The organism is Sphingomonas sp. P3_C6, from assembly GCF_056402595.1.
In genome coordinates this window covers 1-23,930 of sequence record NZ_JBFUHB010000020.1, presented here as the reverse complement: position 1 = coordinate 23,930, position 23,930 = coordinate 1, and the positions used below count along the sequence as shown (strand labels likewise).

General features: G+C 65.4%; 16 protein-coding genes and 2 tRNA genes. 14 read left to right on the top strand and 4 right to left on the bottom strand.

Annotation, left to right across the window (positions count from 1 at the left end; genetic code table 11):
- Positions 1 to 24: 24 nt before the first annotated feature.
- Complete coding sequence (locus AC1DT7_RS17235; protein ID WP_478037278.1) at positions 25 to 2,976, bottom strand: TonB-dependent receptor plug domain-containing protein; 2,952 nt, start codon at positions 2,974 to 2,976, stop codon at positions 25 to 27.
- 380 nt (positions 2,977 to 3,356) lie between these two features.
- Here AC1DT7_RS17235 and AC1DT7_RS17230 point away from each other — a divergent pair, with 380 nt between their 5' ends.
- The 9 genes from AC1DT7_RS17230 to AC1DT7_RS17190 all read left to right on the top strand — a co-directional run bounded on the left by AC1DT7_RS17230 (position 3,357) and on the right by AC1DT7_RS17190 (position 17,928).
- Complete coding sequence (locus AC1DT7_RS17230; RefSeq protein WP_478037276.1) at positions 3,357 to 5,588, top strand: beta-glucosidase; 2,232 nt, start codon at positions 3,357 to 3,359, stop codon at positions 5,586 to 5,588.
- A 104-nt stretch (positions 5,589 to 5,692) separates the two neighbouring features.
- Complete coding sequence (locus AC1DT7_RS17225) at positions 5,693 to 6,589, top strand: LysR family transcriptional regulator (RefSeq protein ID WP_478037275.1); 897 nt, start codon at positions 5,693 to 5,695, stop codon at positions 6,587 to 6,589.
- 119 nt (positions 6,590 to 6,708) lie between these two features.
- Positions 6,709 to 8,034, top strand: a complete 1,326-nt coding sequence (locus AC1DT7_RS17220; RefSeq protein WP_478037273.1) for a CitMHS family transporter — start codon at positions 6,709 to 6,711, stop codon at positions 8,032 to 8,034.
- Positions 8,031 to 9,374 (top strand): acyclic terpene utilization AtuA family protein, encoded by a 1,344-nt coding sequence (locus AC1DT7_RS17215; protein WP_478037271.1) that lies wholly within the window; start codon positions 8,031 to 8,033, stop codon positions 9,372 to 9,374. The genes AC1DT7_RS17220 and AC1DT7_RS17215 overlap by 4 nt, the downstream gene beginning before the upstream one ends.
- Positions 9,371 to 9,697 (top strand): AtuA-related protein, encoded by a 327-nt coding sequence (locus AC1DT7_RS17210; RefSeq protein ID WP_478037269.1) that lies wholly within the window; start codon positions 9,371 to 9,373, stop codon positions 9,695 to 9,697. The genes AC1DT7_RS17215 and AC1DT7_RS17210 overlap by 4 nt, the downstream gene beginning before the upstream one ends.
- Positions 9,694 to 11,697, top strand: coding sequence for an alpha/beta hydrolase domain-containing protein (locus tag AC1DT7_RS17205; protein WP_478037267.1), 2,004 nt, complete (start codon positions 9,694 to 9,696; stop codon positions 11,695 to 11,697). Before AC1DT7_RS17210 ends, AC1DT7_RS17205 begins: the two co-directional genes overlap by 4 nt.
- Positions 11,684 to 13,216: a tannase/feruloyl esterase family alpha/beta hydrolase gene (locus AC1DT7_RS17200; protein ID WP_478037266.1), complete on the top strand. Its 1,533-nt coding sequence runs from the start codon at positions 11,684 to 11,686 to the stop codon at positions 13,214 to 13,216. Before AC1DT7_RS17205 ends, AC1DT7_RS17200 begins: the two co-directional genes overlap by 14 nt.
- A gap of 36 nt (positions 13,217 to 13,252) precedes the next feature.
- A complete protein-coding gene (locus tag AC1DT7_RS17195; protein WP_478037264.1) occupies positions 13,253 to 15,418 on the top strand; it encodes a beta-glucosidase in 2,166 nt (721 codons plus the stop codon).
- Between the two features lie 224 nt (positions 15,419 to 15,642).
- Positions 15,643 to 17,928, top strand: coding sequence for a TonB-dependent receptor (locus AC1DT7_RS17190; RefSeq protein ID WP_478037262.1), 2,286 nt, complete (start codon positions 15,643 to 15,645; stop codon positions 17,926 to 17,928).
- 306 nt (positions 17,929 to 18,234) lie between these two features.
- On the opposite strand, the gene AC1DT7_RS17185 is transcribed toward AC1DT7_RS17190, so the two are convergent.
- From AC1DT7_RS17185 to AC1DT7_RS17175, 3 genes are all read right to left on the bottom strand, one after another.
- Positions 18,235 to 18,546, bottom strand: coding sequence for a carotenoid oxygenase family protein (locus AC1DT7_RS17185; RefSeq protein WP_478037260.1), 312 nt, complete (start codon positions 18,544 to 18,546; stop codon positions 18,235 to 18,237).
- A gap of 118 nt (positions 18,547 to 18,664) precedes the next feature.
- A tRNA-Ala gene (locus AC1DT7_RS17180) sits at positions 18,665 to 18,740 on the bottom strand.
- A 147-nt stretch (positions 18,741 to 18,887) separates the two neighbouring features.
- Positions 18,888 to 19,208 carry an FYDLN acid domain-containing protein gene (locus AC1DT7_RS17175; protein WP_478037258.1) on the bottom strand — a complete coding sequence of 107 codons (321 nt, stop codon included), beginning with the start codon at positions 19,206 to 19,208 and terminating at the stop codon, positions 18,888 to 18,890.
- Between the two features lie 100 nt (positions 19,209 to 19,308).
- On the opposite strand from AC1DT7_RS17175, the gene aroA reads away from it, so the two are divergent.
- The 5 genes from aroA to AC1DT7_RS17150 all read left to right on the top strand — a co-directional run bounded on the left by aroA (position 19,309) and on the right by AC1DT7_RS17150 (position 23,899).
- Positions 19,309 to 20,655: a 3-phosphoshikimate 1-carboxyvinyltransferase gene (gene aroA / locus AC1DT7_RS17170; RefSeq protein WP_478037256.1), complete on the top strand. Its 1,347-nt coding sequence runs from the start codon at positions 19,309 to 19,311 to the stop codon at positions 20,653 to 20,655.
- Complete coding sequence (gene cmk / locus AC1DT7_RS17165) at positions 20,652 to 21,290, top strand: (d)CMP kinase (RefSeq protein WP_478037254.1); 639 nt, start codon at positions 20,652 to 20,654, stop codon at positions 21,288 to 21,290. The genes aroA and cmk overlap by 4 nt, the downstream gene beginning before the upstream one ends.
- A 214-nt stretch (positions 21,291 to 21,504) precedes the next feature.
- Positions 21,505 to 23,238 (top strand): 30S ribosomal protein S1, encoded by a 1,734-nt coding sequence (rpsA, locus tag AC1DT7_RS17160; protein ID WP_478037252.1) that lies wholly within the window; start codon positions 21,505 to 21,507, stop codon positions 23,236 to 23,238.
- Positions 23,239 to 23,468: 230 nt separating this feature from the next.
- Positions 23,469 to 23,747, top strand: a complete 279-nt coding sequence (locus AC1DT7_RS17155) for an integration host factor subunit beta (RefSeq protein WP_478037251.1) — start codon at positions 23,469 to 23,471, stop codon at positions 23,745 to 23,747.
- Positions 23,748 to 23,813: 66 nt separating this feature from the next.
- A tRNA-Leu gene (locus AC1DT7_RS17150) sits at positions 23,814 to 23,899 on the top strand.
- Positions 23,900 to 23,930: the final 31 nt, after the last annotated feature.

The window sequence follows — 23,930 nt, the reverse complement described above, 5'->3', positions numbered from 1 at the left end:
GCGGGGCGGGCGGTCGCCGGAAAGTCAGAAAACCTTTGTAACCTGAAACGTGACGATGCGGCCGAAGATATTGGCATTCGACGGATCATAGGCGCCATAATTGTTGCCCGGCTGGGTCAGCACCAGCGGCGGGTCGCGATCGGCGATGTTCTGAATATTGGCGCTCAGCCGTACGCCGCCGAGAATACCGCTGTCCTTGGGAATCGCATAGGTGAGGCCGAGATCAACCGTCGTCCAGGACGGGACCTTGGTCTGAGGCCGGCCAGTGATGGGGATGGTGTTGGTATAAGAGCCGACATAGGTCGCGAAGAGATTGGCGCCGATCCGGCCATGGCTCCAGCCGAGCTGCGCGCGGCCGCGCAGGCTCACCGGATAATAATAGGTATCGAGCACGCTTATGGTGGCTCCGCCGGGAACCGTCTGCAGCGTCTGGTCGAGGATCTTGGTCACGCCGCCGCCGACATTCCAGGTGCCGACACCGGTGGTGAAGCGATATGCCAACTGGAAATCGAGACCATCCTGAAAGGTGGTCGACGCATTTGCCGACCGCGCGTCGAGGATCACGTTGACGGTGCACGTGCTGAGAATCGGCGTGTTGTAGAGCGCGGGGTTCGACGCGATGAACCGCGCCAGCACCGGGTCATAGGTCGCGGGATTGTTGTTCACACAAGTCGCCGGGTTGTTCACCGGGATGATATATTTGCTATAGAGCGCGGCATTGGCCGGGCTCGACAGGAACAGGCCGACATTCTGACCGACGATCTGGTTGGCGTAGCGCGTGTTGTAATATGTCGCCGAGAAGCTGAAGCCCGAGCCACGCGGTTTTACGTCGAAGCCGGCCGACCAGGTCGTCGCCGTTTCGGGCTTGAGATCGCGGTTCGCGCCGAGCAGCAGATAGGTGCTGCTATTGCCGGGATAGAGAAACCCGATATCAGCTCGCCCCGAATTATTGGCGAAGGGCAACCCGCTCACCGCCGAGGAATAATTGTTGGGGTTGGTGTCCGTCAGCGCCGGCGCGCGGAACGACGTACCCCACGACCCGCGGATCGAGAGAAAATCGTTGACCGTCCAGGTGCCGCCGATCTTCGGGTTGGTGGTGCTGCCGAAATCGGAATAATTGTCGTAGCGGAATGCCGCGTCTATGTTCAGTTCCTGCACCAGGGGGATGTGCATGTCCGCGCCGATCAGTGGCACGAACAGTTCGCCGAACAGCGATGCCGTGCTGCGGTGCACCGTGCTGTTGTTGGTGACCGCGAAGCTATTGTTGGTGCGATCATTCTCGAAGGCGTTGTTACTGCCGTTGACGAGATGCTGCCGGTTATAGGCGAGCTCGCCGCCGAACGCCGCACGCAAGTCCCCGGCCGGAAGGCGGAAAAGCGGACCGTCGAGCTTGATCACCGAGTCGTAGAATGTGTTGTACGAATATTGCGTATTGRCACCGTAGAAGGTGGCATATTGGGCGCTGGTTAGCTGGCTCGGGGTGTAGGGATTAATATTGCCGGCAGTGATCTGCTTGTAGAGCGCCGCGCCATTGGCGTTGCCGGTAAGATTGCAAATACCGCAGGTCGAATCGTGGCCGTAGGTAAAATAGGTGTCGAGTTTCCATCTGTGCGGCAAATGGCCGGTGATCCCGCCCGTGACGCTGATCGTTTCGGTCGGGTTCGACGTGATCGCCTGCCCGCCGAAGAAGGTCAGAGGATTGACCGCGATAGTCTGAGCGAGCGCGCCGCCGCAGTCGGCGGTCGCGGCAGACGCCGAAGCAGGCGCGCCGGCGATGTAATAGGGGCTGCCCTGGCACACCTGGATGTTGTTGCCGACGCGCGAATTGCCGTAGCTGCGGCTCTGCGTGTCGCGTTTGGTATAGAAGGACTCGAGATAGACCGACAGCGTCGGCGCCAGCTCCTGGTTGAAGAAGACCGCGGCTTGATGGCGCGTCTGGCGGCCGAGGTAATCGTTGTAATAGGATTGGTCGACCAGATTGGCGCCTGGAGTGAGCTGCGCGAAGGTCGTACCCGGCGCGGCATTGGTCGGGATGGTGTAATAGCTGTACGGCACACCGTTGCCGCCGACGATCAGCGTGGGCGTCGAGACGCCGATGGTGGCGTTGTTGGCGCGCGCATCGACGCCGCCCAGCGGCGAAAGGTCGTTGCGCAGGAACTTGGACCGGCCATTGGCGAACGGCTGGCGTCGTTCGTAATCGTAGGTGGCGATCAGGCTGCCCGTTTCCCAGCTCTTGCCCGCCGTGCCGGAGGCGCCCCAGACATTGTGGTACCGGTCGAACGTGTCGCGCCCCGAAACCTCGAAGCCGTCGAACCGCTTGCGCAGCACATAGTTGATTACGCCGGAAATAGCGTCCGATCCATAGATCGCCGAATTTCCGTCGCTGACAACTTCAATCCGTTCGAGTGCCGCGACCGGGATCTGGATCGATTCCGTGAACGTGCTCGCCGCACCGCTCGGCACGACGCGCCGCCCATCGACCAGCGTCAGCGTTGCCGCCGTGCCGAGGCCCCGCAGATTGATCGCGGTACCTTGGGTCGCGTTGCCGCCATAGCCCGACGTACCACCCTGGCGATATACCGGGCCGCCTCCACCCGAATTGGGATTGTTCTGCACCTGGGGCAGGGTCTGCAGCACGTCGTTTACGTTGGTATAACCAGTCGCCAGCACTTGCGCCCGGTCGATCGCGATCGTTTGCGACCCCACCGGCTTGACGCCCGAGATGTTGGTGCCGGTGACGATGATATCCTTGGCCTGATCGTCCGCGCTTTCGGACGCGCCCTGCGATGCCACAGCCGGATCGGCGGCAGTCGGCGCGGCCTGCTCATCGGGGGTGGGCTGCGCCTGCTCGACGTTCCCGGGCGGCGCGGTATTCCCCGGCGCCTGCTGCGCCAGTGCGGGTAGCGCCAGGCCGAGAGCAATGCCAAGCGCGGTTGTGCTGGCGCCAACGCGAACGAACCGAGTATCGAAATTCATCAAACCCTCCCCCTGAGCGCATGGGAGGTGTCACGCACCTCCTCTATGGCAGCCGGCAAACAGGCTCGGTAGCGTCGTCCGCGCTGGCGGCGCTTCTACTGTCCGAACAATCAGGTCACCGTCCCGATTTCGGTTTGCGACAGGGGAATGTAATAATAAAATAGAATTTGCCGATCGACCTATTCACATGCGTTATCGATCTACATATGGTTATCGATGTAAATTTCTTATCGATCCATAAGAATATTCTCTTGGACGCATCATTCGGTTTACTGATGATCCGATGCCAACACGCGCTCGCGTTGCTCCCCATGCGTCTGGTCCAGGTCGGACGTTCCGGGAGACCATGACGAGCGACGGATGATCGGGGAGAAGATGAAATGACGGCATATATCCGCGCACTGGCCCTTACGAGCGGCGCGTTGCTGGTCGCCGGATGCCTTACGATGGCGGCCGCGCCGGCGCCTCCATTACGCACCGCTGGCACGCAGCCCTGGAAAAATCCCCGCCTGAACGCCGATCGCCGTGTCGCCCTGCTCGTTCCGCAAATGACGCGTACGGAAAAGCTGACGCTGGTCCTTGGCTATTTCGCGACCGATTTCCCGCCGCGCCAGTTCAAGGCCCCCGAAGCCGGGCGCGCCGGGTCGGCCGGCTATGTGCCGGGCATTCCCCGGCTCGGCATTCCCGCACAATGGCAGACCGATGCCGGGATCGGCGTCGCGACGCAGGGCGGCGCAACACGCAAGCGGGAGCGCACCGCCCTCCCCTCCAATCTCGCGATCGCGGCAAGCTGGGACCCGGCGGTGGGTCATCGCGGTGGCGCGATGATCGGCGCGGAGGCGCGCGCGTCAGGGTTCAACGTCATGCTGGCCGGCGGCGTCAACCTGACCCGCGAGCCGCGCAACGGCCGCGACTTCGAATATGGCGGCGAGGATCCGCTGCTCGCCGGCACACTGGTGGGTGCGCAGATCGCCGGCATTCAGTCCAACCACATCATCTCGACCGTCAAGCATTATGCCATCAACGACCAGGAGACCGATCGCAACGCCGGCAACGCGGTCATAGACCCGGCGGCGGCGCGGATGTCCGACCTGCTTGCGTTCGAATTCGCGATCGAGGGGTCGGACCCGGGGTCCGTGATGTGTTCGTACAATCGCGTCAATGGGCCGTTCTCGTGCGAAAGTCCCTGGCTGCTAAACGACGTGCTGCGACGCGACTGGGGCTGGAAAGGCTATGTCATGTCGGATTGGGGCGCGACGCATTCGACGGCGCCGGCGATCGCCGCGGGACTCGACCAGCAATCGGGTTATCCTTTCGACAAGGAACCCTATTTCGGCAAGAATCTCGAATCCGCGCTCGCCTCGGGCGAGGTAAGCGAAGCGGCACTCGACCGGATGGTCTCGCGCATCCTGTACGCGATGTTCGACAAGGGATTGTTCGACCATCCGATCACGGCCGCACCGATGGACCTGTCCGCGGCGATGCTCGCCGAGCACGCCACGATCAGCCGCGAAGCCGCCGAACAGTCGATCGTGCTGCTGAAGAACGAGCGCAAGATCCTGCCGCTCTCGCCGGCGATCCGCTCGATCGTGGTGATCGGCGGCCATGCCGATAAGGGCGTTCTCGCTGGCGGCGGGTCGTCGCTGGTGTACCCGGTCGGCGGCAACGCCGTACCGGGGATCAAGCCGACATTCTGGCCGGGTCCGATCATGTACTACCCGTCGGCGCCGCTCGAAGCGATTCGGCGCCAGGCGCCGAACGCGCGCGTGACGTTCGTCGATGGCACGGATCCGCAAGCGGCCGCGACCGCCGCGCGCGATGCCGATGTCGCGATCGTGTTCGCGACGCAATGGGCCGGTGAAAGCTTCGACGTGCCGCTCGCGCTGACCGACGGTCAGGACGTCCTGATCGAGAACGTCGCCAAGGCGAATCCGCGCACGGTGGTGGTGCTGGAAAGTGGCGGCGCGGTGCTGACCCCCTGGGCGGGCAAGGTGGCTGGACTGCTCGCCGCCTGGTATCCTGGGACCGCGGGCGGCGCGGCGATCGCCAACCTGTTGTTCGGGCGGGTCAACCCTTCCGGGCATCTGCCGATCAGTTTTCCGACGAGCGTTGCGCAACTGCCGCGGCCGGGTGAGCCTGCCGCCGGCGACGTTCAATATAGAGAAGGGGCGGCGGTCGGATACAAATGGCTCGACCTCAAGCAGCAGCATCCCGCCTTCGCGTTCGGACATGGCCTGTCCTATACCGATTTCCAGTATAGCGGCTTGCGCGCCAGCGCGGCCGGCGGCGGCATCGCCGCGCGCGTCAGCGTGAGCAACGTCGGTGCACGCGCCGGCAAGGCGGTCGTGCAGCTCTACGTTTCCGGCGCGGGATGGGAGGCTCCCAAGCGGCTCGGCGCGTTCCGCAAGATCGACCTGGCCGCCGGGGCAGTGGCTACACTGGACCTTCGCGTCGATCCGCGGCTGCTCGCGACCTTCGATGAGCGCCAGCGCGTCTGGCGGATCGCCGCCGGCGATTATAAAGTAATGGTCGGGAGTAGCTCTGATGCGCTGGGCCAACCCGTAGCTGTGCAGGTCGCGGCGCGAACGCTGCCGGCGAGTTGGCATCCTTGAAGCAAGGCAGCGCTTGGCAGGCGGCGGCGCGCGCCGCATGATCGCACAGGGCATGCGTGCCGTCCCTTGGCGGATGTGCAGGCCATCACCGATGGGGAGCGACCGTGCGGCGGAAACCGAGTCTGAGCAGCCTGCGCTTATTCATGCAGGTTGCGTACAATCGCAGCTTCAGTGAGACCGGCCGTCTCGCCAACGTCTCGCAACCCGCGCTCAGCCGCACGATCCGCCTGCTCGAGGAACAACTCGAGGTACGTCTGTTCGACCGCACCTCGCGCAACGTCGAACTGACCAGCGCCGGCGAGGCGCTGCTGCCGATCGTCGAACGGCTCACCGCCGATTTCGACCACGCCTTTTCCGAACTGGAACAGAGCTTCGCCGGCGCGCGCGGGCGCGTCGTGATCGGTGCGCTGCCTTCGGTCGCCGCCGGGCTGCTGCCCCCCATCCTCGCGAGCTTCCGCACCACCAACCCTCAGGTCGAGATCGTGCTGAGCGACAGCATCTCGGGCACGCTGACCCAGCAACTCAAGGAGCGGCAGATCGACCTTGCGCTGACCACGCCGGTGATCGGCGCTGAATTTACCTTCACCCCGCTGCTGCAGGACGAAATGATGCTGGTGGTGCCAGCCGGCGGCGCGCTGGATGACGGCTCTGCGGCGACGTGGTCGATCTTCGCGGACCATGACTTCATCGCGATGGCACCGCGCAGCAGCGTGCGAGAGATGACCGATGTGGCGATGGCGAAGGCCAGCATCACCGTCAAACCGCTCTACGAATGTGTCCAGCTATCCACGGTCGGCGCGTTGATCGAAGCCGGTCTTGGGATCTCCGCTTTGCCGCGCTCGACGCTCGACATGTTGCAGCGCGGGCGGATCGCGGCCCGCTCGCTCGCCGATCCCGTGGTTGAGCGGACGATAGGGATTGCGCGGCTGGCGACGCGCTCTCTATCCCCCGCCGCCGACGCCATGTTGCGGCACCTGCTGCGGAACAAGCCAGCAGACTAGGACGGCTCTTCGATACGATCAATCCAAATTGCTGATAGATCGATCAGACAATTGAGATTGATGAATATGGTCGCCGTCTGCATGATCGAGCGACCCGGCACCGACCGGTGGGGAGGATCATGCTCGCGATCATCGGCACTCTGGCAGTCGTCACGCTGCTTGCCATCATTTTGTCGAACCGGGTGTCGCCGCTCGCCGCGTTGATCCTCGTGCCGGTCGTGGCGGCGACGCTCGCCGGTCTCGGGCCGGCGATCCCCGGCTATGTCGTCGCAGGCATCGCGAAGATCGCGCCTGTAGCGGGCATGTTCGTATTCGCGATCCTGTTCTTCGGGATTATGACTGATGCAGGCCTTCTCGCACCGCTGGTCGGGCTGGTGCTGCGCATCGCCGGCGAGCGGCCGCGACGGATCGCGATCGGCACCGCGCTGCTGGCGCTGCTGATCCATCTCGACGGCTCGGGGGCGGTATGCTTCGTGGTGACCATCCCGGCGCTGCGACCGTTGTACGACCGGCTCGGGATGGACCGCCGCGTGCTGGCGTGCACCGCCTCGCTCGCCGCGGGGGTCAATTTCCTGCCCTGGACCGGGCCGACGCTGCGCGCCTCGGCCGCGCTCAAGGTCCCGGTATCCGCCTTGTTCACGCCGATGATCGGCGTGCAGATCGTCGGACTCGCCTTTGTCTTCGCGGCAGCATGGTGGCTCGGCGGTCGCGAGGAGCGTCGTCTCGCCGCGGGCGTGCCGCTTCCGGCCGCAGCAGGCACGAACGGCTCGGCCATGACCCCGGCGCAGCCCGACGCCCACGACACAGCGACGACCGCTCTGCTGCGCCCACGGCTGATGCCGTTCAACGTCGTGCTCACGATCGCCGTGGTCGGCACGATGGTGACGGGGCTGGTCGAGCCGGTAGTGGTATTCATGATCGGCACCGCGCTGGCGCTGGTGGTCAATTATCCCGACGCCGCGCAGCAGCGCGCCAGGATCGATGCCCACGCCCGCGCCGCCCTGCTGATGGCGGGGATATTGCTGGCGGCCGGTGCCTTCACCGGGATCATGACCGGCTCGGGGATGATCGGCGAGATGGCGCGGACCGCGGCGAACCATGTGCCCGATGCGGTTGGTCCGCGCTTGCCTGTGATCCTGGGCGTTCTGGCCATGCCGCTCAGCCTCTTGTTCGATCCGGATTCCTTCTATTTCGGCGTGCTGCCTGTGCTCGCTGAGGTCGGCGCGCAGTTCGGCGTCGCGCCAGTCACGATGGGCCAGGCGGCTTTGCTCGGTCAGATGACGACGGGGTTTCCGATCAGCCCGCTGACCCCGGCCACCTTTCTCGTCGCTGGCCTCAGCGGGATCGAACTGGGTGCGCACCAGCGCTTCGCCATTCCCTGGCTGTTCGCGGCCAGCCTGGTGATGGTCGCGGCTGCGGTTCTGCTCGGGGTGCTGCCGCTGTGAACGCGCCCGCAACTCTTCGGCTCGGCGCCGGCGCAGGCTTCGCCGGCGATCGGATCGAGCCGGCGATCGAGCTCATCGAGCACGGCTCCCTTGACTTCCTCGTGTTCGAATGCCTCGCCGAGCGGACGATCGCGCTGGCGCAACAGGCATTCGCGCGCGATGCCGCCGGAGGGTTCGATCCGCTACTGCTCGAGCGCATGCGGCGCGTGCTGCCGGGCGCGCGCGCGCGAGGTGTACGGATCGTCACGAACGCCGGCGCGGCCAACCCGATCGGTGCCGCGCGCGCCGTCGCCGCCTTGGCGCGCGACCTGGGGCTGGCGCCGCTCAAGATCGCCGCTGTGACAGGGGATGACGTGCTGCCGACGATCCGCGCTGCGCCGCATGCGCTCATCGACCGATTGGGCAGCTCGGCGGACCTGCCGAACATCGTCTCGGCGAATGCCTATCTCGGCGCAGCGCCGATCGCGGCCGCGCTGGCGGAGGGGGCCGATATCGTCATTACCGGGCGGGTCGGCGATCCGGCATTGTTCGTCGGACCTATGCTGCACACGTTCGGCTGGTCGCTCGAGGATGCACCGATGATGGGCCGCGCCACACTGATCGGCCATCTGCTCGAATGCGCGGGACAGCTGACCGGCGGCTATTTCGCCGATGGCGGTCGCAAGCAGGTGCCTGGGCTCGCGCGGCTGGGCTTTCCGCTCGCTGAGGTTTCGGCAGATGGCAGCGCCGTCCTGACCAAGGTCGCGGGATCGGGCGGCCGCCTGTCCCTGGCAAGCTGCAAGGAGCAGCTGCTCTACGAGATACTCGATCCCGGCGCATATTATCAGGCCGACGTGATTGCCGATTTCCGTTCGGTGAGCTTCGACGAACTGGCGCCCGATCGAATCCGCGTACGCGGCGGCACCGGCCGGCCGCGACCTGACACACTCAAGGTTTCGATCGGTTACGAGGACGGATTCATCGGCGAGGGGCAGATTTCCTATGCCGGCCCCGGCGCGGTCGAGCGTGCACGGCTCGCGATCGCGATTGTGCGCGAACGCCTGGATATCATCGGCGTCGCGGTGCGCGAACTGCGCGCCGACCTGATCGGGATCGACGCGACCGACCGCACCGGGCTCGGCACGGTGATCGAACCGCGCGAAGTCCGCGTCCGTATCGTCGGACGCACCGCAACGCACGCGGACGCGAAATGCATCGGTGCCGAGGTTGGGGCGCTCTACACCAACGGTCCGTTCGGTGGCGGCGGCGCGACGCAAGACGTGCGTTCGGTGGTGGCGGTTGCCTCGACCCTTGTTCCCGCGACGAGTGTGCACCCCAGCTTCGAAATGGTGGAGGCATGATGCTGCTCGGCGACATTGCGCACTTGCGCACCGGCGATAAAGGCGACGTTTCGCAGATTTCGGTGATCGCCTATGATCCCGAAGACTATCCTCGGTTGGCACGGCATGTGACAGTGGCGCGCGTGCTGAAGCATCTGGCGACGTTGCGCGTGCGACAGGCGCATCGCTTCGAACTGCCGGCGCTCGGCGCCCTTAATTTCGTGCTCGAAGGTGCGCTCAGCGGCGGTGTGACCAGATCGCTGGCGCTCGATGCGCACGGCAAGTCGCTCGGCGCGCAATTGCTCGACCTGGTGATCGACGACGATGTAGGAGAGGGCCGATGAGGCGCGCATTGCTCTGCGCCGTGCCGCTGGGGCTGCTCTGTGCGACTGGGGCCGAGGCGCACCTGACCCGCATCACCGTCGAGGAGATCAAGGACGTCGCCCCGGCGCGGCCCGGCGGCACCGCCTATCGCATCCTGCGAGGTCATTATGACGGCGCGATCGACAGGTCCGATCCGCACAACCGCATCATAACCGATCTCGCGCTCGCGCCGCACTCGCGCGACGGGCGCGTGGCGTATCGCGCCACCTTCGCGCTCGCACTGCCGCGCGAGCGGACGGCCGCGAGCGGGGTGCTCTTCTACACCGTGCCCAATCGCGGCAATGGCGACGTCGCCGCCGACCCAGACGGGCATGTACGCGTCGTGAGCGGCTGGCAGGGCGACATCGCGCCGCAGCCGGGCGTGCAGACGCTGAGCGTTCCCATCGCGCGCGGGCGCGACGGTCGGCCGGTCAGCGGGCCGGTGCTGCAACGCTTTACCGATGTCACCGCGGGTTCTCACAGCATCGGAATCACGGGCGGGATCGGCCGGCCCGCGCCGCGCCCCATTCCCTTGACGCTCGACACGCGCCGCGCGCGCCTAACCTACCAGCCGAACGACGATGCGGGGCCTATCCCGGTTCCCTCAGCCGACTGGGCGTTCGCGGATTGTCGAACCCGCCCCTTCCCCGGCACGCCCGATCCGACGCAACTGTGCCTGCGCAAAGGGTTCGATCCGCGGCTGGCCTATACGCTGGTCTATGTCGGCAAGGATCCGCTGGTGCTCGGCATCGGCTTTGCTGCGGTGCGCGACCTCACCGCATTCCTGCGCCACGGCGTGGCGGACGATGCTGGCACACCCAATCCGGTTGCGGGACTGGTGCGCTGGACGATCGCGGCCGGGACGTCCCAGTCGGGCAATTTCCTCCGCAGCCTGATCGCACTCGGTTTCAACGCGGCGGAGGACGGCGCGCGCGTGTTCGACGGGGCCAATCCTGACATCGCCGCGCGCCAGGTGCCGCTCAACATCCGCTTCGGCGTGCCCGGTGGGGCGGCCAACGCCTATGAGCCCGGCAGCGAGGGCACCTTGTGGTGGACCCGATACGACGATCGCGTCCGTGGCCGGGGCACGCACAGCCTGCTCGACCGCTGCACCGCCACCGCGACCTGCCCCAAGGTCGTCGAGACCTTCGGTGCGTCGGAGTTCTGGGGCCTGCGGATGTCCCCCAATCTCGTCGGCACCGAGGCGCGCGCCGACATCCCCCTGCCCGCCAATGTCCGGCGCTATTACTTTCCAGGCGTCACCCATGGCGGTTCCGGCGGAAACGGTTTCCTGGTGCGGGGTGATCCGGGGATCCCCGGAGCACCGCGCTGTACTCTCGCGTGGAATCCCAATCCGTCGGCGCCCACGCGCCGCGCAATCCTGCGCGCTCTGGTCGACTGGGTCACCTCGGACAAGATGCCGCCGGCGAGCCGCTATCCGCGGCTGGCAGCGGGCGATCTGGTCACGCCCGACGCGACTGCGATGGGCTGGCCGAACATCTCGCACGCACCCTCCCCGACCGGAAAGATCAACGTCTTGCCCGACTATGACTTCGGCCCGACGTTCGACTATCCCGACCTGAGCGGCGCCACGACGCGACAGCCGCCACGCGTCCGCCGCATGATCGCGCAGCGCGTGCCGCGCGTCGATGCCGACGGCAACGAAACCGCCGGCATTCCGTCGGTACAACTGCTCGTCCCGCTCGGCACCTATACCGGCTGGAACGTGCTCGGCGCGGGCTATGGCGCGGGCGGCGGCTGTGGTTTCATCGGCGGCTTCCTGCCCTTCACCCGCACCCTGGCCGAGCGCCGCGCCGCCCAGGATCCGCGCCCTTCGCTGGAGGAGCGCTACGGCGACCATGCGGACTTCGTGGCACGCGTGCGCGCGGTCGCTGCCGCCCAGGTGGCGCAAGGATGGCTGCTCCCCGATGATGCGGCGGCGACCATATCGGCAGCGGAACAGAGCGATGTTCTCCGCTAGGACCGCCGCGCTCGGCGCGATCCTGTTGCTGCTCTCGGCCGCGAGCGAACCCGCACGATCGGATAGCGAGGCCTGCACCTCCTTGGCCACCGACACCGTCGTCACGCAGGTGGTCGCAGCGGGCACGTCCGTGCCGGGCGGCGCTGATGCCGCGGCACTCCGGCTGCCGGGGTACTGCAGGGCGACCGGCGTACTTCAGCCCGTCGCGGGGTCGCGAATCGGCTTCGAGCTCTGGTTGCCCGAACGCGCGCGCTGGACCGGCCGGTTCCAGATGCTGGGCAATGGCGGCTATTCGTCCGCGCTGCCGCTGGCCCAGATGGCCGCGGCGCTCGCGCGCGGCAGCGCGGTGGTAGCGACCGACACCGGCCACCATGGTGATGATCCCGATTTCGCGCGCGGCCATCGGGAGGCTATCGTCGATTGGGGCTGGCGCGCGGTACATCTCAGCGCAGTGTCCGCCAAGGCGTTGACCGCGCGCTATTACGGGCATGCCGCACGGCACAGCTATTTCAACGGCTGCTCGACCGGCGGCCATCAGGCCATGATGGAGGCGCAGCGCTTCCCGGCGGACTTCGACGGCATCGTTGCCGGAGCGCCGGGCGCTGACCGCGTGCGGCTCAACGCGGCCTTCCTGTGGCAATATCTCTCCAACCACCCCCGCGGCGACGACCGCGCGGCGATCCTCGACCAGAATGATCTGAGCCTCCTGCACGATGCGGTGCTGGCGCGGTGCAGCACTGCCAACGGCGCGCGCGACGGGGGGCTCGACGCGGGTCGCTGGCTCGACGATCCGCTGGCGTGCCGGCCGCGACCCGAGGCACTGACCTGCCGTGCCGGCGGACCGCAAGCCTGTCTCACGCCAGCAAAGGTGCGCACCGCGAAGGCGATGTATGCCGGCGTGGTGAATGCGCATGGCGCGCGACTCACCTTTCCGTGGCTGCCCGGTAGCGAACCCGGCTGGAGTGCTTATTGGGCCGACCCACGCCAACCGACCCAGCCGGCGCGGGTCAATTTCTGGCGTGACTGGGCGTTCGCCGATCCGAAATGGGACTGGTGGACATTCGACTATGGCCGCGATCTGCCGCGCGCGATGGCCCATCTGTCGCCAATCATCGACGCGACCGATCCCGATCTGCGCCCGTTCCGCGCGCGGGGGGGCCGCTTGCTGCAATATCACGGCCTCGCCGATCCCGTCGTCTCGCCGCTCGACACACTCGCCTACCGGGGCGCCATGCTGGCGACGACCGGGAGCGGCGATGCTCAGTCTTGGTATCGCCTCTTCCTCGTGCCAGGAATGGGCCATTGCGGCGGGGGACCGGGACTCACCGACTTCGACGCACAAGGTGCAGTCGAGCGCTGGGTGGAGCAAAACGTCCAGCCGGACACGCTCGTCGCCCGTGGCGTCGGGGGGACGACGCGCCCGCTCTGCCCCTATCCGGCGCGTGCGGTCTACCACCGCCGCGACCCGACGAGCGCCGCCAGTTTTACCTGCACCAAATCACGCGGACACACCTCGTGAATCCCGCCAAATCATAAATCCAGGGGAGTGATCATCATGAAGCGCCGCTTGACGTTGACCTTAATCGCGCTGCTCGGCAGTACCGCGCACGCGCAGACCGCCATGCCTTCCGCCAAGGGCTCGCCCGATGCGCGGGCGCGGGCGACCGAGCAACGCATGACCGACGACGAGCGCTTTCAGCTGCTCCACGGCATCATGCCGATCGCGTTCCCCGGCACCCCGCCGCTGCCACGCGACGACCTCAAGCCGACCGCAGGCTGGATACAGGGAGTGCCCCGTCTGGGGATTCCCGACCTCTATGAAACCGACGCCAGCCTCGGCGTCACTAACCCGCTGCAACTGCGCAAGGACGATTATTCGACGGCGCTGCCCTCGGGCCTCGCGCTCGCGGCGACCTGGGACGTCGATCTGGCGGAGCGCAGCGGCGCGGTGATCGGCAACGAGACGCGGCAGAAGGGCTTCAACGTGTTGCTCGCCGGCGGCGCGAATCTTGCGCGCGACCCACGCAACGGGCGGAATTTCGAATATGTCGGAGAGGATCCTCTGCTCGCCGGGCATATCGCGGGCGCGTCGATCCGCGGGATCCAGAGCCAGCACGTCGTCTCGACCGTCAAGCACTTCGCGCTCAACAACCAGGAGACGCTACGCCAGACGCTCGACGCGCGGATCGCCGAGACGCCGTTTCGCGAAAGCGACCTGCTCGCCTTCCAGATCGCGATCGAGATCGGCAAGCCCGGATCGGTGATGTGCGCCTATAATCGCGTGAACGGCCCCTATGCCTGCGGCAACGACTTCCTGCTCAATCAAGTGCTCAAGGAGGACTGGCAGTATCCAGGCTGGGTGATGTCCGATTGGGGGGCGGTTCATGACGTCGGCTATTTCGCCGCCGGACTTGACCAGCAGTCGGGCGCACAACTCGACAAGCAGGTGTTCTTCGCCGGCCCGCTGCGCTCTGAAGTCGCCGCGGGCAGCGTGCCGCAGGCACGCGTGTCGGACGCGGTCAGGCGTGTGCTGCGCTCGCTCTATGCGGTGGGTGCCGATGCGCCGCTGGCGGAGGGGCCGATCGACTGGGACGCTCATGCCGCTGCCGCGCGCGAGACCGCCGCTGCGGGGATCGTGCTGCTCAAGAACGACGCCGCGCTGCTGCCGCTCGCCGGTGCCAAGTCGGTGGCGGTGATCGGCGGTCACGCCGATACCGGCGTGCTGTCGGGTGGCGGATCGAGCCAGGTCACGCCCAAGGGTCCTGTCACCATCGTGCCGGTCGGCGGCCATGGCATGATGGCCGCCTGGGGCCGCCAGCTGTTCATGCCATCCTCACCGCTCAAGGCGCTTGCTGCCGCGCTGCCGGCAGCCAAGGTCGAATATGACAGCGGCTACGATATCGATGCCGCCGTCGCCTTCGCGCGCCGCGCCGATGTCGCTATCGTCTTCGCAACGCAATGGAACAGCGAGGGCTCCGACGCCAGTATGACGCTGCCAGACGGGCAGGACGCACTGATCGCCGCGGTCGCGGCCGCCAATCCCAATACGGTGGTGGTTCTTGAAACCGGCAACCCGGTGAAGATGCCGTGGCTCGGCCAGATCAAGGCGGTGGTCGAGGCGTGGTATCCCGGCCAGGAAGGCGGCGGCGCCATCGCCGACGTGCTGACCGGCAAGATCAACCCGTCTGGCCGATTGCCGATCACCTTCCCCGTAGACGAGAACCAGTTGCCGCGTCCGGCAATCCCGGGCTTCGGCGACCCGGAAGGGACCGCGGGCACGATCACCTATACCGAGGGCGCCGATGTCGGGTATCGCCGGTATGCTGCGAAAGGCATCACGCCTCTTTTCAGCTTCGGTCACGGCTTGAGCTACACCCGCTTCACCTATTCGGACCTCCGCGTCTCCGCCGGCAAGCTCCCGAGCGCGACCGTCACGGTGCGCAACACCGGGGATCGCGCGGGTACCGATACGGTACAGCTTTACCTCACGCGGCGTGGAAGCGCACCGGTGCAGCGCCTTGCCGGATTCGCGAAAGTCCAACTCGCGCCGGGCGAGAGCCGCCGGGTGGCGCTGCCGATCGAGCAACGCGTCCTGGCGGACTGGACGGCCCGCGGCTGGCAACTGACAGGTGACGTCTATACCTTCACCGTCGCAGCGGAGGCCGGTGCAGCGGGCTCGACGGCTTCGCAGCGCTTTGCGAAGCGGATGTTGGGCCGCTAGACGGTCTGGTCGGCATCGCCGCGGATGTGGCGGGTCGCAGACCGGGCGACCCGCCCGGTCTGGCGGCTACCCCGTCCGGATGCCAGCGATACCCTATCGTTATCAATTGATCAGAAAGTTGTATTTTACTGATTACTCCCCACCGCTCACAACCTGCGGAAGAAAGGCGCCACCGATCAAGCGCGCCGTACCGCCCATAGGCGGACAAGTAGGGGAGAGTTTCCATGAAGAAGCTGATTTTCGCGTGCGGCGTTTCGGCCATCGCATTGCAAGCCACGCCAACCGCCGCCCAGCAGGTCGGCCCTCCCGCAACGATGTCTGCGCAGAGCGCCCAACAGCCCGGCGACACGCCAGGCACAACAACCACCCTCGAGTCGAATAGCGCGATTCAGGCGGGCGAAGGCGACATCGTCGTTACCGCGACCCGCAACGAGACGCTCGCGTCCAAGACGCCGATCGCCCTCACCGCCGTTACCGGCGATGCGCTGCTGTCCGCCGGGATCACCAACCCGACCACCCTCGGCGAGCAGGTGCCAAATCTGTCGATCGACCGCGGCAATGGCCTGCAGATCACGATCCGTGGTATCACCAGCTCGGACGGCACCGAAAAGGGTGATCCGTCCGCCGCCTTCATGATCGACGGGATCTACATCGCGCGTCCTCAAACGCAGGAGGTGAGTTTCTACGACATCGCGCGCGTCGAGGTGCTCCGCGGCCCGCAGGGAACGCTGTTCGGCCGCAACACCACGGCAGGTCTGGTCAACGTCATCACCAACCACCCGGTCAACCGGTTGGAAGGATCGCTCGACGCATCCTACGGCAATTACGACAGCCGCTTGCTGACCGGCATGCTCAACGTGCCCGTTACCGATTCCATCGCGGTGCGCGCGGCGTTCAACTACGATCGTCGCGACAGCTTCCTGATTTCCGGCCCAAAGGAACGGACACCGCTCAGCCCCTATCGCGATAACATATCGGGCCGGCTCTCCGCCGCGTGGACCAGTGGCCCGGCCAGGCTGCTGATCGTCGGCGACTATTCGCATGTGGGCGGCCAGACCATCAACAGCGTCCCGACCAGCAATTTTTTCACCGGTTTCAATACCAGCGGCGTGGCGCCGATCTACAATCCGGTTGCAGGAAAGGACGCGCAGCAGACGCTGAACGCGCCGGTCACGACGCCGCTCGGCCGCAACAACGACATTTACGGCGTGGTTGCCGACTTCAGCTACGATTTCGGAGGCGTGCGCCTCAACTATCTGGGATCATACCGCAAATTCGAGCGTCGTGAAGATCTGACACTGATCCCCGGCTCGTCTGCGACCGTATACCCCGCGCGCGACGACGCGGCATATCAGCAGAACAGCCAGGAAGTCCGCCTCTCAACCGATCTGGGGCCTTTGGCGCTCCAGGCTGGCGGCTATTATTTCCGCGAAACCGGCTTCCAGAACTATTACATCTTCGGCCTGCTGTCGCCGACGCCGGGCACTGTCGGCTACACTTTCGGTTTTCCGCAAGGCTATGTGAAATCGCAATCCCTTGCCGGCTTCGGCCAGGCGACGCTGAAGCTGAGCGATCGACTGCGCGTGACCGGCGGCCTGCGCTATTCGCATGACGACAAAGCCCGCACCGGAGCAACGGTGATGTGCGCCACACCAGCCTGCACCGGTGTCGGCGACACCCGAACGCTTAATCAGGCAGCGCGCACCTTCTCCAAACTGACCTACCGCGCCGGCGTGGATTACGATCTGAATTCGCGCAGCCTGCTCTACGCGGTGGTGTCGACCGGCTACAAGGCCGGCGGCTTCAACGACGGATGCCAGGCCGGCACCGGTGCCGGCTGCACGCTCAGCGCGACCGCGCTCTATTACGAGCCGGAGACGATCGCCTCTTATGAGGCAGGCCTGAAGACACATCTGATCGGCAACGTGCTGCGCCTCGATCTCTCGGCCTTCCATTATGATTTCAAGGGCATCCAGCTGAGCCAGCTGTCGACGATCTGCGGGGGGCCGTGTCAGGTCACGACGAATGCAGGCCAGGCGAAGGTGGACGGCGTTGAAATGGAGGCGGTCCTCAATCCCGGGCGCAATACCCGCTTCGACCTTTCCGCATCCTGGCTCAATGCGCGCTATACCAACTTCTTTCCGATCCCGACGTTGAGCTTCGCCGGTCGCAAGCTCGACCGTTCGCCCGAATGGACCGCGACCGCCGGTATCACGCAAACCTTCCCGCTGGGCAATGGCGGTAACCTGCAAGCGTCTGCCCGCACCCGCTTGAGCGACAGCTATTATCTGTCTGCACTCGGCACGTTGAACCAGTTTCGTCAGCCGAGCTTCACCAAGACCGATCTGTCGTTCACATACAACGCGCCGAGCGAGCGGTATTACCTTCAGGGTTTCGTCCGAAATCTTGAAAACAGCATCGTCGTCTCGGGTGCATCCTCGGGGGCGTATAGCAGCGTCACCCTGCAAGACCCCCGCACCTACGGTATACGCGCGGGTGTGCGGTTCTGATATTTGGGAGCAAGCCCATGCTTGAGGAAACTCCGCTAAGGGCTTTCGAATGATCGGGGAGAGCGGTTCCCGGCGTAGCGGACGAGATCGAGGTAAACCGGCCGACACCAACTGAACCGCGCCGGATTTGCCGGAGGCTCCAACTCCCCACATGAGGGTTTTGGGGTCAAGGGTTGATCACGTCCATCCGAGCCCATCGGCAACATCCCGCCTGCCGAAGCCGAAGAGCAACATTATGCTGCCGCAGATAACATCGATATGGCAGCGTGACTCACAACCAATGGCCTCCGCCAGACCCGGGGCGGTTCACACCAGTTCGCTGCGCGTCTCGACCAGGTTGTGCGCGGTTCCCAATACTAAGCCATCACCCTCGGCGGCGTTGACCGAACGGGGAACGAAGACCGGCTCTTGGAGGACATGCTGAGGCCCGACGAAATAAGACAGCATCGTCCTATCGATGACGTCGAATCGGCCGTAGCGATTGACCGGGCGGCGGTGCCAATGTGATCGAGGATATCGCGCTGCAGGCCTGCCGCTTTGCGCCCATCTCCGCCGAAGCGTTGGCCATGATCGGGTTGACGCGGAAGGGGCGGCGACCGCTGCCGAGGCGCACGGCAACGCTCGCGCCGCGGAAGGTAGGCTACGCAGTCTTGAGGCGCGAAAATTTCATCCGAAATTAGGCAGCGAATTGGGCTGCAAGCAGCTGGTCGGATAAAAACTCATAATCAAAGAAGATTGGTGGAGCCGTGGGGGATCGAACCCCAGACCTCTGCAATGCCATCGCAGCGCTCTCCCAGCTGAGCTACGGCCCCATCGTCGCGGGGCTGGAATTTCCCGCGAGGCGCTGCCCCTACCTAGGCAGCTCGACCTTGGCAAGCGGTGTGATCACCCTGCCGGTCGATTTTTTTAAAAACTTCGAACCAGTGCCCCGGCCGAAACCGGGGCACCTATTCATGCGATCAATGCTCGTCGTCATTCGTCGGCGCTTCCACGCCGAGATCGTCGTCGCCGCCGAGATCGACCTCGTCATCGGGCGAGGGCTCTTCGTCTTCACCGGTGTCGATATCCTCATCGTCGTCACCGACCAGGTCGGCATCCTTCTTGACGAGTTCCGGCTTCGGCGCGTCGAAGGGCAGAGGCTGCTTCGACTTGAGGATTGGCTCGGGATTCCAGGTCGACCCGCATTCGATGCAGGTGACGGGATCGTCCTTGCCGAGATCGTAGAAGCGCGTTGCGCATTTCGGACACGACCGTTTCGTGCCCCATTCCGGCTTGATCATGCCGATTCGACCTTTCGAAGAAATGGGAGTTTTGCGAGATGACCCGCAAAGTGGGGCGCGCCTTGCCATAGCGCAAGCGCACTGTCAAAAGCCCGCGCCAATGTCGCACCCCTCGCCCCGCCCGCTCGAAATCCATCCCTCCGGCCCGCTGCACGGCACGGCCGCCGTGCCCGGCGACAAGTCGATCAGCCACAGGTCGCTGATGCTGTCCGCGCTGGCGATCGGCGAAAGCCGGATCGAAGGACTGCTGGAAGGTGAGGACGTGCTCGCCACCGCCGCCGCGATGCGCGCGATGGGCGCCGATATCCGGCGCGGCGACGACGGCATCTGGACCGTCAACGGCGTCGGCGTCGGCGGGCTGCTTCAGCCGGACGCTGCGTTCGAGATGGGCAATTCGGGCACCTCCACCCGCCTGCTGATGGGACTGGTGGCCAGCCACCCGATCACCACCACCTTCACCGGCGACGCCTCGCTGTCGAAGCGTCCGATGGGTCGGGTGATCGAGCCGCTGTCTCGTATGGGCGCCGAGTTTACCGCCAGCCCCGGCGGCCGCCTGCCGCTGATGGTGCGCGGACTGAGCCCAGCCGTGCCGATCGACTACACGCTGCCCGTGGCCTCCGCGCAGGTGAAATCGGCGATCCTGTTGGCCGGCCTCAACACGCCGGGCATCACCCGCGTGATCGAGCCGGTCGCGACGCGTGACCACAGCGAGCGCATGTTGCGCGGCTTCGGGGCCGAGTTGAGTGTCGAGGAAACGAATCAGGGCCGGATCATCTCCCTGGTCGGCGAGGCCGACCTGAAACCGCAATCCATCGTCGTACCGGGAGACCCCTCCTCCGCCGCCTTCCTGGTGGTCGCCGCCACGATCGTGCCGGGATCGGACGTGCTGGTGATGAATGTCGGTCTCAACCCGACCCGCGCCGGCCTGTTCGAGGCGCTGCGGATGATGGGCGCCGACATCGTCGAGGAGAATCCGCGGATCGTCGGCGGGGAGCCCGTTGCCGACCTGCGCGTCCGCCACGCCGCACTGCGCGCGATCGAGGTGCCGGCCTATCTCGCCCCCAGCATGATTGACGAATACCCCGTGCTGTTCGTCGCTGCTGCCTTTGCCGAGGGGCGCACCATCGCGCGCGGCGCGGAAGAACTGCGCGTCAAGGAGTCGGACCGGATCACCGCCATGGCCGAGGCGCTGGGTGCGTGCGGCGTGCCAGTGGAGGAATTTGAGGACGGTGCCGCGATCCGGGGCAATGGCGGCGGGCCGATCGCCGGCGGCGCGACCATCGCCTCGCAGCTCGACCACCGCATCGCGATGAGCATGGCGGTGGCAGGTCTGGCCGCGAAAACGGCGATTACCATCGACGATGTCTCGCCCATCGCAACATCTTACCCTATGTTCCTAGAAACGCTGGAGGCGTTGAAGGGCACGGAAGTGGGTGCAGGGTCATGATCATCGCCGTCGACGGGCCCGCCGCATCGGGCAAGGGCACTATCGCCCGCGCGCTGGCGAAGCGGTACGGGTTGCCGCATCTCGATACCGGCTTGCTCTATCGTGCGGTCGCCGCGAACCTGCAGAGGCTCGAACTCGACCCGACGATCGAGGCGGATGCCGTCGCAGCATGCGATTTCGATGAACATCTGCTCGACGATCCGGAACTGCGCAGCGACGAGATCGGCAAGCTGGCCTCGGTCGTTTCGGCACATCCGCTGGTACGGTCGGCGCTGTTCCATCGCCAGCGCCGTTTCGCGCACCAGCCGGGCGGCGCCGTGCTCGACGGGCGCGATATCGGCACCGTCATCGCACCCGATGCCGATGCGAAGCTGTTCATCCGCGCCACCCCGATGATCCGCGCCAAGCGCCGCCATGCCGAGCTGCGCGAGCGGGGATCGCAGGTCAGCCTGGACAAGGTGCTGGCCGACATCCGGGCGCGCGACCTGCGCGACAGCACTCGGGGCGTCGCGCCCCTGACACCAGCCGACGATGCCGCCTTGCTGGATACCAGCTTTCTCTCTATAGACGCCGCCATCCAGCGGGCGATTGCGCTCGTGGAGGCTCGGACAGCGGCGACGGTGGAAACACCCTAGCCGGGCGAGGCGCGAAGCGGAACGGCTCCATTTCGGCGACGAATGGATACTCGCCGATCCTGCTTACGCGCCCTTTTCGCTTTCGTCGGCAGACTTCCGCGAGGGCGATGGACGCTGGGCGTCGCGACCGGCACCCGGCCGCCGCGGCATATAGGCCAAGACCGCCGGAGACAACCGGCTGGCCGGAAACAGACTGTTTAGGATTCAATAATTTATGGCCACTTCGGCATCCCCCACGCGCGATGATTTCGCGGCCCTTCTCGAGCAGACGCTCGGCGACGCAGACGGCTTTGAAGGCCGGGTCGTCAAGGGCACCGTCACCGCCATCGAAAACGATCTCGCCGTCATCGACGTCGGCCTCAAGTCGGAAGGCCGCGTGCCGCTCCGCGAGTTCGCCATGCCCGGCCAGAAGGCCGATCTTAAGGTTGGCGACGAAGTCGAAGTCTATGTCGACCGCGTCGAGAACGTGCACGGCGAAGCGATGCTGTCGCGCGACCGCGCCCGCCGCGAAGCCGCCTGGGACAAGCTGGAAACCGAATTCGCCAAGACCGCACGCGTCGAGGGCGTCATCTTCGGCCGCGTGAAGGGTGGCTTCACCGTCGACCTGAACGGCGCCGTGGCGTTCCTGCCCGGCTCGCAGGTCGATATCCGCCCGGTGCGTGACGTGACCCCGCTGATGGACATCCCGCAGCCCTTCCAGATCCTGAAGATGGACCGCAAGCGCGGCAACATCGTCGTGTCGCGCCGCGCCATCCTGGAAGAGACCCGCGCCGAGCAGCGTTCGGGCCTGATCCTGTCGCTGGCCGAGGGCCAGGTGATCGACGGCGTCGTGAAGAACATCACCGATTATGGTGCGTTCGTTGATCTCGGCGGCATCGACGGCCTGCTGCACGTCACCGACCTGAGCTACAAGCGCGTCGGCCATCCGAGCGAAGTCCTGAACATCGGCGATACCGTCCGTGTCCAGATCATCCGCATCAACAAGGACACGCAGCGCATCTCGCTCGGCATGAAGCAGCTCGAGAGCGATCCGTGGGAGGGCGCAGCCGCCAAGTATCCGATCGGCGCCAAGCTGTCGGGCCGCGTGACCAACATCACCGAATATGGTGCGTTCGTTGAGCTCGAGCCGGGCATCGAGGGCCTCGTCCACGTCTCCGAAATGAGCTGGACCAAGAAGAACGTCCATCCGGGCAAGATCGTCTCGACCTCGCAGGAAGTCGATGTCGTCGTGCTCGAGGTCGATCCCGACAAGCGCCGCATCTCGCTCGGCCTCAAGCAGGCCCAGTCGAACCCGTGGGAGGCCTTCGCCGAAGCGCATCCGATCGGCTCGACCGTCGAGGGTGAAGTCAAGAACGCCACCGAGTTCGGCCTGTTCATCGGCCTCGACAACGACGTCGACGGCATGGTCCACATGTCCGACATCGCCTGGGGCGTTTCGGGCGAGGACGCGCTCAACCTGCACCGCAAGGGCGAGGTGGTTCAGGCCATCGTGCTCGACATCGATGCCGAGAAGGAGCGTATCTCGCTCGGCATGAAGCAGCTCGAGCGCGGTGCTCCGGCAGCTGGTGGTGCTGCGACCGCGTCGAGCGGCGGCGGTTCGGGCGGCCTCAACAAGAACGCGATCGTCACGGTCACCGTTCTCGAAGTCCGCGACGCGGGCCTCGAGGTCCAGGTCGGCGACGATGGCGCGACCGGCTTCATCAAGCGCACCGATCTCGGCCGCGACCGCGACGAGCAGCGTCCGGAGCGTTTCCAGGTCGGCCAGAAGTTCGATGCGATGGTGACCGGTTTCGACCGTTCCAAGAAGCCGACCTTCTCGATCAAGGCGATGCAGATCTCCGAAGAGAAGCAGGCCGTTGCGCAGTATGGCTCGTCCGATTCGGGCGCGTCGCTGGGCGACATTCTCGGTGAGGCGCTCAAGGCGCGCAGCAACGAGACCAAGAAGTAAAAACAGCATTTCGGGCAGGCGGGATCCTCTCGCCTGCCCCAAAATGACGATTTTTTACAATTTAGCGTCGATTCGATCCTATTCGGCGCCCGGCGCTTGATATAGATAAAAGGTCCGAGGCGGTCATTTACCCATGGCGCGATAAAAGCCTGAAAATGATCGTAATTGGGGGGAATATCGAGCATCCTGCGGGGCGCTCGAGGTATCGGTCTTAAGGAGTCGACGACGCCATGATCCGTTCCGAACTTGTCGAAATGCTAGCTGCGGACAATCCCGATCTCGCGATGCGCGACGTCGAGGCGATCGTCACGACGTTCTTCGACGAAATTTCGAAACGCCTGGCGACAGGCGGCCGGGTCGAACTGCGCGGCTTTGGTGCCTTCTCCACCCGGGCCCGAGATGCCCGCGTCGGCCGCAACCCGCGCACCGGCGAAGTGGTCGAGGTCGACGCGAAGCGCGTCCCCTATTTCAAGCCCGGCAAGGAAATGCGCGTTCGATTGAACGTCTGAGCGCCGGCGTTTTCCTGACTCCTGGGGCTTGACGCCTGCCCGCCCATGCGCTTCGTCGCAGGTCACGCGGACGTGGCGAAATTGGTAGACGCACGGGACTTAAAATCCCTCGCCCATTGGGTATGCGGGTTCGAGTCCCGCCGTCCGCACCACCAAGTTGTTGAAATAGCTAGTGTATTTTAT

What these genes read in the sequence shown, in the direction of transcription:
- AC1DT7_RS17230 (WP_478037276.1), top strand. Translation starts at nt 3,357, where the DNA reads ATGACGGCATATATCCGCGCACTGGCCCTTACGAGCGGCGCGTTGCTG.
- AC1DT7_RS17220 (WP_478037273.1), top strand. Translation starts at nt 6,709, where the DNA reads ATGCTCGCGATCATCGGCACTCTGGCAGTCGTCACGCTGCTTGCCATC.
- AC1DT7_RS17210 (WP_478037269.1), top strand. Translation starts at nt 9,371, where the DNA reads ATGATGCTGCTCGGCGACATTGCGCACTTGCGCACCGGCGATAAAGGC.
- AC1DT7_RS17205 (WP_478037267.1), top strand. Translation starts at nt 9,694, where the DNA reads ATGAGGCGCGCATTGCTCTGCGCCGTGCCGCTGGGGCTGCTCTGTGCG.
- AC1DT7_RS17200 (WP_478037266.1), top strand. Translation starts at nt 11,684, where the DNA reads ATGTTCTCCGCTAGGACCGCCGCGCTCGGCGCGATCCTGTTGCTGCTC.
- AC1DT7_RS17195 (WP_478037264.1), top strand. Translation starts at nt 13,253, where the DNA reads ATGAAGCGCCGCTTGACGTTGACCTTAATCGCGCTGCTCGGCAGTACC.
- AC1DT7_RS17190 (WP_478037262.1), top strand. Translation starts at nt 15,643, where the DNA reads ATGAAGAAGCTGATTTTCGCGTGCGGCGTTTCGGCCATCGCATTGCAA.
- AC1DT7_RS17175 (WP_478037258.1), bottom strand. Translation starts at nt 19,208, where the DNA reads ATGATCAAGCCGGAATGGGGCACGAAACGGTCGTGTCCGAAATGCGCA.
- aroA (WP_478037256.1), top strand. Translation starts at nt 19,309, where the DNA reads ATGTCGCACCCCTCGCCCCGCCCGCTCGAAATCCATCCCTCCGGCCCG.
- cmk (WP_478037254.1), top strand. Translation starts at nt 20,652, where the DNA reads ATGATCATCGCCGTCGACGGGCCCGCCGCATCGGGCAAGGGCACTATC.
- rpsA (WP_478037252.1), top strand. Translation starts at nt 21,505, where the DNA reads ATGGCCACTTCGGCATCCCCCACGCGCGATGATTTCGCGGCCCTTCTC.
- AC1DT7_RS17155 (WP_478037251.1), top strand. Translation starts at nt 23,469, where the DNA reads ATGATCCGTTCCGAACTTGTCGAAATGCTAGCTGCGGACAATCCCGAT.